This is a genomic window from Oribacterium sp. C9 (genome assembly GCF_002007235.1).
Taxonomy (GTDB): Bacteria; Bacillota; Clostridia; order Lachnospirales; family Lachnospiraceae; genus Oribacterium.
The window spans coordinates 147,825-161,617 of sequence record NZ_MUHW01000001.1; the positions used below are offsets into that span (position 1 = coordinate 147,825).

Consider the following 13,793-nt stretch of genomic DNA (forward strand, 5'->3'; position numbering starts at 1 on the left):
GCTATGACCAAGAATACATGTTAATTCTGATGAATATGTATGCATATTTGTTCTTGTGATTTAATAAAAATGAATTATACTAAATCTCGGTAATGCACTTCGGACAAAAGTGTCCTTAATTGAATATGGAGGGTAAAGATGGCAGATTTTAAACCTGTTAAGGAAGGTAAAGTACGTGAGATCTATGATCTTGATGATAAGCTGATTATGGTTGCAACAGACAGAATATCAGCATTCGACGTCATTCTTCACAATCAGATCACTGATAAGGGCAGAGTTCTTACTCAGATGTCAAAGTTCTGGTTCGATCTCACAAAGGACGTTATTCCAAACGATTTAATTTCCGTTGATAACAAAGATATGCCGGAATTTTTCCAGAAGCCGGAATTTGACGGCAGAGCTACACTTTGCAAGAAACTTACTATGATTCCTATTGAGTGTATCGTACGTGGATACATCACAGGATCGGGATGGGAGAACTATAAGAAGGACGGCACCATCTGCGGTTTAAAGCTTCCTGAGGGTCTTAAAGAATGCCAGAAGCTTCCTGAGCCTCTTTACACACCATCTACCAAGGCTGAGCTCGGAGATCATGATATAAACATTAACTTCGAGCAGTCAATCGACGTTCTTGAAAAAGCATTTCCGGGAAAGGGCAAGGAGATCGCCACAAAGATCAAGGATGCTACACTCGCTGTGTACAAGAAGTGTGCGGATTATGCTCTTTCAAAGGGTATCATCATTGCTGACACCAAGTTTGAGTTCGGTCTCGATGAGAACGGAGAGGTAGTACTTGCCGATGAGGTACTTACACCTGACAGTTCAAGATTCTGGAGACTCGATAAGTACAAGGAAGGACAGGGACAGGAGTCCTTTGATAAGCAGTTCGTACGCAACTGGTTAAAGGCAAACCCTGATAACAATGCGACACTTCCTCAGGAAATAGTTGAGAAGACTGTTGATCTTTACAAGGAAGCTTACAACATGCTCACAGGAGAGACACTGTAATATCCGAAAGTGCAATGACAGGATAATGGTGGGCTAAGTATTAAAATAAAAACAAGGACTGGTACAAGAGAAGACTTGTGCCGGTCTTTTTTTGTATGGTAAAATTTATGAAATTATAGATTTTGTGAAATTAAATTTAATGTGATGTCTTGTGTTTGTAAACATATTTCGGGATTTTTTTGTCTTTTTTTGGTGAGAAATGCCGGATTTGTGCGCAGAATCAGAAAATTGATTTAAAGGGAGAATATAGTGAGTCTATTGAATGATGAGGACCTGATGGAGCAGAAATCAAATGGAGAATTCACCGAAGAGGTGGATATTCCCGGACTTGATTATGACGGAAGTCCCAAAAGCAAGGAAGAGTACTCGGTAAAGCCAAAGCTTGTACAGAAGATGGAGATGCATGTCCGTACACGGGGTGAAGACATCGATGAGGAAGAGCATAAGAAGAGAGAGTACTTCAATAAAATAGTGGACGAAGCTACCGGCGCCTCGCAGGTGGAACAGGGAACACCTGTTAAGGAGGCTGAAGGTTCCATACTCTATCGTATATGGTCAAGAGTAAATAAGGAGAGTCCTAAACCAAAGGATCATGTGGAGAAAAAAGTAGAGTATATAGAGCTGTTCTATGATCTTATATTTGTATACAGCCTGAGAACCATAAATGCCATGTTCCATGAGTATGAGGAAACATTTCCTCCTGTCGATACCATAATGACCTTTATATTTCTTACGGCAGTAGTCATGCAGGTATGGATGTTCACCACCATGTTTTTTAACCGGTATGGACGAAAGTCGCTAAGGGATTATATCAGTATCCTGTTAAATATGTATATGCTCTACTATATGGCAAGTTGTTCCAATAGTCATTGGGCGGATCAGTACATACGTTATCACTCTGCGTGGGGCATGATCATGGCGAATCTTGCATACAGAAGCTGGGATAAGCTTCGTTTTGCACCAAGACTCGATGAGATAGACAAGGAGATCCTCAGGAACAATATCACCATCCTCAGCTTTGAGTTCGCTATCATAACCATATCTGTACCTGTGCAGTATTTTACAGGTATAATCATTTCACCTGTGGCACTCATAGTCGGATATCTGGGAAAGCTGAAGGAGCATTCGGCCTATGCGCAAAGACCGTGTGATTTTCCTCATTTTGCGGAGAGAAATCTGCTTCTGGTCATTCTTACCTTTGGCGAGATGATCATCGGTATCGGCGGATACTTCACAAGCGAAACACATATCTTGTTTAACGTACTTTCTTTCCTGGTAGTCATAGGGATGTTCCTCAGCTACGGCTTCTTTTATGACAATGTTCTTGACCACCATAAAAAGACCTCAGGTCTGGGATTTCTGGTGATCCATGTTATCATGATCCTTGCCATAAATTCTACGACTATAGCATTGGAACTGCTGGCGAGACCGCTGGTGCCTATTTTCCCGAAGACCATGTGGATGGTCATAACCATGTTCATATATTACCTCTGTCTCCTTATGACAGAAAAATATGGTAAAACTCATGGAAAGCTCGGATATAAGTCCATGGGAAAGATTTTTGTGATCATGGTCGGATATACAGTGCTCATGCTTTTTGCAGGGCACAACCAGCTTATCGGTGCTATCGTTACAGTGGGTTTCATATATCTTATATTCTTCATGTTCCTTCAGAGACATAATGTTCATCTTAAGGAGATGAAGGTTGGTGGATATATCGAGTGATAAGTATAGGGGACTCCCGGACTTCAATTGTCCGGGAGTTTTTTTATGTGGGAATTACGACAAATGTAACTGCCGGCCGCTTCATATACATCAGAGCATTCAAGGCCGTAGCTGTATTTTCATAAAGCAGTTGAGGAGTTCATTACTAAATGCTAATATATCATCGTACATTTGTTTGAAATATATACTTGGTTTTTCTCAAGTATCACGGGATAAATAAATATGAAAATTATTCACTGTGCAGATATCCATCTGGATAGCAGATTAAATACAAATTTAGATGAAAAAAAGGCAGAGGAACGCAGACAGGAGATGCTCGGAACGTGGTTGAGACTACTTGACTATGCCAAAAGTCATCAGGTCTCGGCTGTGCTTATTTCCGGAGATATGTTTGATACGAAGGCTGTAAGTACTACAACAGCGCAGACTATACTTGGAAGCATGAAAAGTCATCCGGAAATAGTCTTTTTCTATTTGAAGGGAAATCACGACACAGATTCTTTTCTGAACAGAGCAGAGCTTTTACCTGAAAATCTTTATACCTTTAACGACTCCTGGCGCATGTACAGGTTATCCCAGAATATAGTAATATCGGGAAGAGAGCTCAGCAGCAGCTTTGGAGGTGCCAGACTTCCGGAAAACTGGGCTGCCAGAACTCTCAATCTCCGGGATGAGGATTACAATATCGTGATGCTCCATGGACAGGTGGTTTCTGCACATGCTACCATCCCGGATGAAGATGAAGAGATACATCTTGGAGATTATGTCGGAAAGAATATAGACTATATGGCTCTTGGTCATGTCCATAAGTATATGAGCGGACAGCTTGATGGTCGCGGTATATGGTGCTATCCGGGATGCCTTGAGGGAAGAGGCTTTGATGAGTGCTCAAAGCACGGATTCATATTGCTTGATATTGATGAAGCGACCCATAGTATAAAGAGGCAGCTTGTAGACATTAGCAGGCGGCATATGTGGATGATACCCGTTGATGTTACAGGGCTTACGAGCTCTATTGAAATGGTAAGAAGGGCCAGGGTCCAGTTTGATATTCTCAGCGGGACACCGACATCTTCTGAAGAGATACAGTATATCAGTCAGGATGCCATCAGAGAGATAGTGGACAGTGCCGGTGGAAGACGCCTGCATGCAGATGATATGGTAAAGCTTGTCTTGACAGGTGAAGTGGAGCTTGAAGCAGAGAAGAGTCTTAAATTCATAAGTTCTCAGCTGAGCCCGTTATTCTACTTTCTTAAGATTGAAGATATGACCCGCAGAAAGATAGATTATCAGAATTATGTAAACGACAGATCTCTCAAGGGAGAGTTCATACGTTCCGTAAGAGATGACAGTCAGCTTGATGACAGCATAAAGCCGGAGGTTATCGAAGCAGGTATGAGACTACTGATGGGAGAGGACATCTGATCAAGACCGGATTTTGAAAGTAAATAAGATGAGATTAATTAGTGCAAGAATTGAAAATTTTGGAAAATTGCATGATGTAGATATAGATTTTGATGAAGGGCTCAATGTCTTTCTCCGGGAGAACGGCTATGGAAAGTCCACATTGGCATCCTTTATCAGGGTCATGTTCTATGGTCTTTCCGGAGAGCGTAAGTTCCAGGATGCGGAGAATGACAGAAAGAAATTCAGACCATGGCAGGGAGGCGCTTTCGGTGGAGAGCTGGTTTTCAGTGTAGGGGACGGTATAAAAAAGTACCGGATAGAGAGAAGTTTCGGGGAAAAAAAGTCCCAGGATATCTTCAGGCTCTTCGATGCGGAGACAAATCTTGAAACCACTGATTATACGGATAACCTGGGAGAAGAGATACTGAAGATTGATGAAAGATCCTTCAGAAAGACCGTTTTTATAGGTCAGCAGGAGCTGGAGACGGGGATTACTTCACAGATCAATGCCAAAATAGGAAATCTGTCGGAAGACCGGGATGATATGAATCGGTATGAGGCTGTCGTCGAGAATCTTAAGGATGAGATCAATTCACTGTCACCAAACAGAAGGACCGGAGACATTTTTAAAAAGCGCATGGAGCTGGAGATCATAAATTCTGAGCTTAGGGAAAAGGAATCTCTGGAGCAGGAGTTTACCACCTATGCAGAAAAGCTTCACGATGCAGGAGAGGAACAGAGAAGGCTGTCACGAACCATAGAGAGCTTGAATTCCCGTATTCTGGAGCTGTCCAGATATCAGGATCTGATAAAGGAAAAGATGAGTTACGATAACCTTGCAAAGGAGATATCGGACTCCGAAAGAAGACTCATGGAGGCTCAGAGGAGACATTTTGGAGCAGCCTTTGAAACCATTACAGCAGAATCGAGGAACGGAGAGATAAACAGAGGACTTAGAGAGCTTGATGAGCGATTCAAGTGTGGCATACCGGATGAAAAGGACCTGTACACTATAGAAAAGCGTATAGCAAAGGTGCAGTTTCTGAGGGAAAAGCTTAGTCTGATGGAACAGGATCCCCACGGTTACACCGGAGATTTCGGTATTGGGGTGACGTTTTTTTCATATATTCTGGCGGTCATACTCCTGTTTTCCGGAGGATACCTTATTCTTTCCGACAGTCATACCTTTTTTGGGGTGGTCATGGCTGCGGTAGGAGCGGCGGTTGCCATAATCAGGACAGTTTCCATATCTGCAAGAGGAAACTATAACAGAAGACGAAGACCTCAGGGGATGGATGAGATATCGGATGAAATAGAACGGCTCTGTGAAGAGATAGCTTCTTTTTTTAGTAAATATTATCCGAGATATGATTTTTCTGATGCTTATGATCTCGATTTTGAGCCATTCAGAGGCTTTGGAAACGATATTTTAAGATATAACAGGCTTTGCGATATCAGAGAATTTGCGAGAGAGCTTACACTTAAAAGGAAAGAGAAGGCTCAATTTGAAAGTACTCATGACATGGATAGGCTACGTGATCTGAATTTTCCATCTGATGGAGAAGGATCTTTTGAGTCGCTGAGTGAGAGGCTTAATGAGCAGACACTTAAATTCAATGAAATAACCGAGAGTATCCATGGCCTCAAATCCCGGATGAAGATATCGGAAGATAAACTGCGGCTTGTCTTCGAAAAAGAAAGACGTTATGAAAGCGGGCTTCAGGAGCTCCATGAAATGGAACAGAGATATAATCTTCTGCTGCTGGTCAGAGATCATCTGGAAGAGGCGCATAACAGTTTTACCAAGGCGTATCTTTCACCTCTCATGGAAGCATTCAAGAAGTACTACAGTATGTTTATCAATGTTTCCGGCTTAGAGGAAGTGCCATATCGGATGGATGCAAGTTTTAATGTAAATCTTGTTTCGGAAGGGCAGTCTCACAGTACCGGGCTTCTTTCTGCGGGATTCCGTAATATGGTAGAGCTTTCGAGAAGGATGGCATTTGTTGATGCCATGTATGAAGCTGAAAAACCTTTTATCATATTGGATGATCCTTTTGTAAATCTTGATGAGGAGAAGGTTGAGGGAGCCATGAAGTTCCTTAATGAGATCGCAAAAACATATCAGGTGATTTACTTCACCTGCCATGAAAGCAGGAAATAAGAACAGTGTGAAGCTGTGTGATTTTCCAAAAAACTGAATTAAATTTTTAACCATAAAAAAGAGTTGAATCTTTACAGGAAGCCGGATTCCGACAATTGGATTTTAGATCTAAGGACCGGAATCGATTCTGGATTTGAAAGATTCAACTCTTTTTATTTATGGAATTATATATGCTGCTTTATATTATTTACGCTTGTGATTTAATCTGGATTCGGCTTCTGCTCCATCCTCAAGATTCTGTGAAACTGTGAGCTCCTGATTATCTATATGCTCCTTCATAAGAGTTTTGGCACGTATGATATCTCTGATCCTGATGGCTTCCAGTATATTTTCATGCTCGTTAATGAGAGTTCCTCTCTGGGCCTCATCCTTTATGTACTCGAGACGATAACGGTACATCTGTTCACGAAGGTTATTGATCATCTGAACCAGCTTATCGTTTCTTGTGGCCTTGTATATGATGTCGTGATAAGCTTCGTCAGCTTCGGCGATCTCCATCTCTGAGCCATTGTTCTCTACCACCTTCTTGAAGTGATCTTCGGCGTCTGTAAGCTCCTTGAGCTCCTCCTCGTTGATGCGCTGACATGCGAGGTCTGTAGCAAGCTCCTCAAGAGCACCTCTAACCTCCAGAACATCCTGAAGGCTCTTATGGGAGATCTTCGCGACCTCGGCTCCACGTCTTGGGATCATGATAACAAGTCCCTCAAGCTCCAGCTTTCTGATAGCCTCTCTGATAGGTGTACGTGATACTCCCAGCTTCTCGGCAAGCTGTATTTCCATAAGTCTCTCGCCAGGTTTTAACTCGCCCTTGAGAATAGCCTGTCTGAGAGTATTGAAAACGAGATCTCTTAAAGGAAGATATTCGTTCATATTAACTGTAAATTCGCTCATCAAATTATTGTCCTCCGTAATATATAGTTAAATCAGCGCCATGGCTCAGTCAGATAGACTTGCTTGGCCAGATGCTTATTCTTGCCGAATCTCAAAGATTCATAACATTTTTTTGCCTTATGTTCATCGTCAAAAATGCCGAAAACTGTGGGACCGGAACCGGACATGATCGCATTTACGGCACCAAGTTCCTTCATAGCGGCTTTGATGTCTTCGATTTCGGGATAATGCGTACATGTAACTGTCTCCAGGATATTGCCCATACATTCCGCGACGTCTTTTATATCATGCCTGCTCAGTGCTTCTATCACCGAATCAACATCAGGGTGAGCTGATCCGGGAAGATCGTTGACATGAAGGTTCTGATATACAAACTTGGTTGAAACAGAAATAGCCGGCTTTGCCAGTACGATAGGACATGGCGGTAGCTTCGGCAGAGGTGTAAGTATCTCGCCTATACCTTCAGAAAGAGCAGTTCCGCGCATGAGACAGAAAGGAATATCTGCCCCTAGTGTCACAGCTCGTTTTTTCAATTCCTCAATAGATAACTTCAGATCGAACAGCTTGTTCATTCCATAAAAAACCGAAGCTGCGTCTGTAGAACCACCGGCCATTCCGGCTGAGACAGGAATAACCTTTTTAAGCTGCATGGATACGCCCTCTTTTATATCGAACTCATCCATAAGTAATTTAGCAGCTCTGTACATGAGATTGTTTTCGTTCACCGGAAGAAAAGAAAGATTCGTTTTTATACGAATTCCCGGTTCCCGTGTCTTCTGCAAATCTATATTATCGTGAAGTTTTACGGTCTGCATGATCATCCTTACATCATGATAGCCGTCTTCTCTTTGCCTCAGAACATCCAACGATAAATTGATCTTACCGTATGCCTGAAGTTTGATACTATCCATAAAAAACCTGATCCCCCTATAGTTGTATAAATCACTACAATTTAATAGATGAGAATGTTCATATATAAATCGTTCTTTGTATACAATACTTCGCTATTGTAATGCAAATCGTGAGTTTAGGCAAGGAATAGTGTACTCATAAATATACAATATTCTAAAATTTATATAAAAAATCATTATTTTGACATTAAATGGTGATTTTTTAACCGATGTTTTGTTGACAAAATGACAGGGTGTCACTATACTCTCATAAAGAAAATGACAGATTGTCACCATTTTGGACTGTAGTTTTGGCCCATGAAAATTTTATTTATATAAAACGGCTTCAGGGTGAAAGGTGACATCATACAGATATTTTAGAATGCGCCTGGGAGCCACAGGGGAAACGGAGGCGGAATTTGGCAACCGAAAGATTTGAAAAGCTATCCGATGATAAGAAAAAGCGGATTCTGATAGCAGCCCGTGAAGAATTTGCAAGGGTACCGTATGAGGAGGCATCCATAAATCAGATCATCAAGAATGCCGGTATTTCAAGAGGCAGTTTTTATACTTATTTTGAGGATAAGAACGATCTTCTTCAATATGTATTCAGTGAAGATGAGGAAGACAGCAGACGGTTCTTCCGTGAACTGGTGCTTGAGAATGATGGGGATTTCTGGAAGGCCATAACAGACTGGACCGTGAAGGTGGCAGGCTATCTTAAGCAGGGAACTATCCAGCAAAGGATAAATATTCTTGCAAACACAGGCATCATGAAAAGGGCAGTGGTCTGGACTGAAAACGATTGCAGCAAGAAGCAGGAGAGAGAAAAGGAACAGCTGGACTGGCTGATGGAAAAGCTTGATCTAAGTCTCTTGGATTACAGAGGAAGCAGAGAAAGATTTGAAGCGATAGTGAAATCGGCACATATGATTTCTGGACTCGCCATATTGAATCTCATAGCTTATCAGAATCAGGATAAAGAAAAGATCCTCGAGGAGTTCCATCTCAAGATGAATGTACTTCGTTTTGGGGCGGATACGAGAAAATGACAACAAAGCGAGAAAAACGCAGAAATTGTATAAATATATCATAGAAGATATGCCGACATGTCTTCTATATGAAGTAAATATGAATTTACTGAAGTTATATGTTTCAGACAAACAAGTGTCTGCTTGTTATAAGGCGTAAAATGAGCTGACACATAAAAACAGGAGGATATATGAAAAAACCAGTTACCATAATCATAGTTGTTGCGTTAATTGCAGGTTTAGGTGGTGCTGTCGTTGCAAGACTGATGAAACCTGAGGAAGAGATGCAGGTCAAAGAGCTTCCGGCAGTTACGCTGTCCAAAGCTTCCGTCGGAAATATAGAACGTGAAACCTCACTTATGGGAAAGATCCAGCCATCTGATACATATCATGTGATGCCGAAGACTTCCGGTGAGATCATCGAAATATATGTTCAGAACGGAGATCAGGTTAAGCAGGGAGATCCTATTGCGAAGATAGATAACCAGAAGGCCATAGATTCGGCAAAGGCATCTTATGATTCTGCCAATGCTTCACTTCAGGCGGCACAGGATCAGGCAAATACGGCGGCAGATGCGCTCAATCGTATGACTCCGCTTTATCAGGCAGGGGATGTAGCGCCTCAGACATATACCTCAACAGTTAATTCGGCAAATGCCGCTCAGTCGCAGGCTGCTGCTGCAAGAGCTCAGTTGGATTCTGCGAAGCTCCAGTATGATACTCAGATCGAATATTCGACGGTAACAGCACCTGCTGACGGAACTATTCAGAACCAGAATATGACATTGAATTCAACAGTTTCACCGTCATCTGAGCTTTGTGTTATCACAGGTTCAGGACAAAGGAAGGTTAAATTCAGTGTTACTGAGGATATCCTTAACAATCTTTCTCTGGGGCAGAAGGTAACTGTTGAAAAAAACAGCTCGGTATATGAGGGAACCATCTCTGATTTATCAAGAATGGTTGATTCGTCCACAGGACTTTTTTCTGTAGAGGCTGAGCTTATAAATGCCGAAGCCCTTGCAGACGGTGTTGCAGCAAAGGTTCAGCTGATATCCGCAACCGCCAAGGATGCTCTCATCGTTCCATCGGACTATGTATACTATTCCAGCGGAAATCCATACGTTTATGTATATGAAGACGGTATAGCCAGAAGAACCTTCATTACATTGGGAATCACATCTGATTCGGAATATCAGGTCCTGGAAGGTATAACCGGATCGGATATGATCGTTTCAAGCTGGACAAAGGATATCTATGATGGGGCAAATGTTCGTATCATAGATGAAAACGGGAATATAGCAGCTGACTGATACCAGGAAGGAGCATAATAATGCATAAAATAACCGAATTTGTCATCAGAAGACCGGTTACCACCATCCTGGTAGTTATCAGTCTCATATTCTTTGGAATAATGTCCCTTCTTAATCAGAAGATGGAACTTATGTCCGATATCAATGTTCCGATGATCATCATAACCACAACCTACAATGGAGCTTCTCCTGAGGACGTGGATGAGATCATTTCAACACCTATAGAAGAGGGTGTTTCCGTACTTTCGGATGTAAAACGAGTTACATCCAAGTCTTCTGAAAACTATGGATTTACCATGGTAAGATATGAGTACGGCACGGATATGGACAAGGCTTACGATGACATGAAAAAGAAGATCGACTCCATAAAAGCCGGATTTCCTGAAGGCGTAAAGGAGCCCAATATCCTTACCATGAACGTAAGTGAGCAGCCGTCCCTGAGCTTATCTATAGAAAATTCAGCACAGGATAATATGTACAACTATGTTGAAAATGATATTTCTCCTGAGTTTGAAAGCCTTGGTACTGTTGCCAGCGTATCGATTTCCGGCGGACAGAAGCAGTATGTGAGCATTGAGCTCATACCTGAAAAGCTTAAGCAGTATAATCTTAGCATGTCTACTGTAGCTTCAACGGTCGGCGCGGCAGATTTTGCTCAGCCTGCAGGTACTACCAACGTAGGAAAACAAAAGCTGTCGGTAAGTACAGGTAATGATTATGATGACGTTAATTCTCTCGGCAACATTCCTATTACGACCGGAAACGGAAACACGGTTTATTTAAGTGATATAGCCAGAATAAATCTCAGCCTTAAGGATCGGGATGCCATAGGAAGATTTAACGGCCAGGATACCATCATGCTTGATCTTACAAAGAAGCAGAGTGAGTCGGCTGTAAATATGTCCAATCAGGCAAAAAATCTCATTGCCGATCTTGAGTCAAGAGATGAGAATCTTAAGATCCACATAATCGACGATGATTCAGACAGTATCCTGAGCTCTCTGACTTCCGTATTTGAAACCATGATCATGGCCATAATCATTTCCATGATCGTTATCATACTGTTCTTTGGAGACCTGAAGGCTTCTCTGATAGTTGGTACATCCATCCCTCTGTCTATACTTACCGCACTTGTGGCTATGTGGGCGATGGGATATTCCCTTAACATGGTAACCATGTCAGCTCTCGTTCTTGGTGTAGGTATGATGGTTGATAACTCTATCGTTGTACTTGAGGCCTGTTTCAGAGCCATGGATAAGTATTCAACCGGCGGGTTAAAATCAAGGCAGACTGCAGCTCTTGATTCAGTAAAAACAGTCGGTGAGTCTGTTCTCGGTTCAACCATAACGACCTGCGTTGTTTTCCTTCCGCTTGGATTTATGAGCGGACTTATGGGACAGTTCTTCGCACCCCTTGGTTTCACCATTGTGTTCTGTATGCTGTCATCCCTTGTTTCAGCGATTTCCATTGTTCCTCTGTGCTTTGTTCTTTACAAACCGTCAGAGAATTCAAAGGCGCCAGCCCATTCTGCTATTCAGAGAATGCAGGTGCTGTACAGAGGTATCATAGATAAGCTGCTTAATCACAGGGTGCTTGTGCTTGTCATTTCCGTAGCACTGTTTATAGCTTCTCTGGGATTCCTGAAATATATCAGGGTAGAGATGATGCCGGCAACTGATGATGGTAAGATAACCATAGATGTAAGTACAAGAGCAGGACTTAAGATAGATGAGATAGATAATATACTTCTCAAAATAGAGGATGTAGTCGCGAAGGATCCTGATACAAAAAATTACAGAGTATCTTCTGGCGGTTCCAGTATCCAGTCTATGTATTACGGAAGCAGTTCTACTGTTTCGGTTGAGCTTATAAAAAACAGGAGCATGAAGACAAAGGATAAGGCGACTTATTATCGTAAGCTTTTTGACGGAACACCGGATGCGGTCATTTCAGTTACGGCAGACAATTCCATGTCCGGTCTTTCAACTGCCAAGGAAACCTATGAGGTTATTTTACAGTCATCGAACTATAACAACCTTAAGCAGGCTTCAAAAGATATAGTCGAAGAACTTCAGCATCGAAATGATGTTACTGCCGTACATTCATCACTTGAAAATGCGGCACCACTCATCAAGGTTCATGTAGACCCCATTAAGGCGGGGGCAGAAGGACTTACTCCTTCAGGAGTCGGAACTCAGCTTTATAATATGATATCAGGTAAGAAGGCCATGACGATGCAGATAGATGGACAGAATACTGATGTCACAGTGGAGTATCCTAAGGATGAGTATGATGATGTAGAAAAGATAAAGGATATATTTGTGACATCGCCTTCAGGAACCCAGGTACAGCTTAAAGATATAAGCGACGTGGTATTTGAGGATTCCCCTGCATCCATTTCGAGAGAAAATAAGAAGTATAATGTTACTATCACAGCTGACTATACGACTAATGCGGATCAGATGTCCAGAATGCGTATCAACAATGAGGTTATTTCAAAGTATCTTAACAGTGGAGTGACCATGGGTATGAATTCTTCGGATCAGTCACAGAACGAAGAGTTCTCAGCCTTTGGAGGAGCCCTTGTTATCGCGGTATTCCTTATTTGGGTAGTAATGGCATCACAGTTTGAGTCCATGAGATTCTCTTTCATGGTCATGACAACATTGCCTCTTGCCTTGATAGGTTCCTTCGCACTTTTATGGCTTACGGATTCATCCATTTCCATGGTCTCTCTTCTTGGATTCATGATGCTCATTGGTACAGTTGTTAACAACGGTATCCTTTATGTAGATACTGTTAACCAGTACAGGATGGCCATGCCGAAGAGACGAGCTCTTATTGAAGCCGGTGCTACCAGACTTAGACCTATTCTCATGACAACGCTCACCACCGTACTTTCCATGATTCCTATGGCGATAGGTATAGGCGATAACGGTGAGATGATGAAAGGACTTGCCATAGTAGACGTAGGTGGTCTTACGGCTTCAACCATCCTTGCTCTTCTTGTACTTCCTGTTTACTATACAGTCATGGATAAGAGTAAAAAGATGGTGGACAGGGATGTTCCTGCACCGGGATATATGGAAGGAAAAAAACCTTCGGAGTACTATCAGAAGAAAGCAGCTGAAGATTGGGAAAGATACGGAGCGGCTGACGATGATCCTACACCTGACGATGAAACTGATGTTGATGCAGGAGATTTCAGTGACGGATTCCCTGATTAATGAGTTATAATAACTGAAGCGGTCGGGATTGAATTCTGAAGACTGTGAATCGTATCCCGGAAGGCTTTGGCTTTCCGGGATATTTTGTAAGAAGAATATACTGTTGACTGGATAAAACAGCCGGACAATATGAGGAG

9 protein-coding genes are annotated in these 13,793 nt (G+C 42.2%); 7 read left to right on the top strand and 2 right to left on the bottom strand.

The genetic code is table 11. The annotated features are described in order from the left end of the window. Positions 1 to 138 precede the first annotated feature (138 nt). The 4 genes from BXO88_RS00650 to BXO88_RS00665 all read left to right on the top strand — a co-directional run bounded on the left by BXO88_RS00650 (position 139) and on the right by BXO88_RS00665 (position 6,304). Positions 139 to 1,008, top strand: coding sequence for a phosphoribosylaminoimidazolesuccinocarboxamide synthase (locus tag BXO88_RS00650; RefSeq protein WP_078035864.1), 870 nt, complete (start codon positions 139 to 141; stop codon positions 1,006 to 1,008). Between the two features lie 249 nt (positions 1,009 to 1,257). Beyond that, entirely contained in the window at positions 1,258 to 2,733 is a 1,476-nt protein-coding gene (locus BXO88_RS00655) for a low temperature requirement protein A (protein ID WP_139355464.1), read from the top strand. Between the two features lie 222 nt (positions 2,734 to 2,955). After that, a complete protein-coding gene (locus BXO88_RS00660) occupies positions 2,956 to 4,158 on the top strand; it encodes a metallophosphoesterase family protein (RefSeq protein WP_078035866.1) in 1,203 nt (400 codons plus the stop codon). A gap of 28 nt (positions 4,159 to 4,186) precedes the next feature. Further along, positions 4,187 to 6,304: an ATP-binding protein gene (locus tag BXO88_RS00665; protein WP_139355465.1), complete on the top strand. Its 2,118-nt coding sequence runs from the start codon at positions 4,187 to 4,189 to the stop codon at positions 6,302 to 6,304. A 183-nt stretch (positions 6,305 to 6,487) separates the two neighbouring features. Here BXO88_RS00665 and BXO88_RS00670 read toward each other — a convergent pair whose 3' ends face one another. Both BXO88_RS00670 and ispE read right to left on the bottom strand, forming a co-directional pair. Then, positions 6,488 to 7,198: a GntR family transcriptional regulator gene (locus tag BXO88_RS00670; RefSeq protein WP_078035868.1), complete on the bottom strand. Its 711-nt coding sequence runs from the start codon at positions 7,196 to 7,198 to the stop codon at positions 6,488 to 6,490. Positions 7,199 to 7,227: 29 nt separating this feature from the next. Further along, on the bottom strand, positions 7,228 to 8,106 hold the full coding sequence (gene ispE / locus BXO88_RS00675) for a 4-(cytidine 5'-diphospho)-2-C-methyl-D-erythritol kinase (protein WP_078035869.1): 879 nt from the start codon (positions 8,104 to 8,106) through the stop codon (positions 7,228 to 7,230). 398 nt (positions 8,107 to 8,504) lie between these two features. Between ispE and BXO88_RS00680 the strand changes: the two genes are divergently transcribed. From BXO88_RS00680 to BXO88_RS00690, 3 genes are all read left to right on the top strand, one after another. Next, positions 8,505 to 9,137 carry a TetR/AcrR family transcriptional regulator gene (locus BXO88_RS00680; RefSeq protein ID WP_078035870.1) on the top strand — a complete coding sequence of 211 codons (633 nt, stop codon included), beginning with the start codon at positions 8,505 to 8,507 and terminating at the stop codon, positions 9,135 to 9,137. A 170-nt stretch (positions 9,138 to 9,307) separates the two neighbouring features. Beyond that, positions 9,308 to 10,429 (top strand): efflux RND transporter periplasmic adaptor subunit, encoded by a 1,122-nt coding sequence (locus BXO88_RS00685; RefSeq protein ID WP_078035871.1) that lies wholly within the window; start codon positions 9,308 to 9,310, stop codon positions 10,427 to 10,429. 20 nt (positions 10,430 to 10,449) lie between these two features. Continuing rightward, a complete protein-coding gene (locus BXO88_RS00690; protein ID WP_078035872.1) occupies positions 10,450 to 13,656 on the top strand; it encodes an efflux RND transporter permease subunit in 3,207 nt (1,068 codons plus the stop codon). Positions 13,657 to 13,793: the final 137 nt, after the last annotated feature.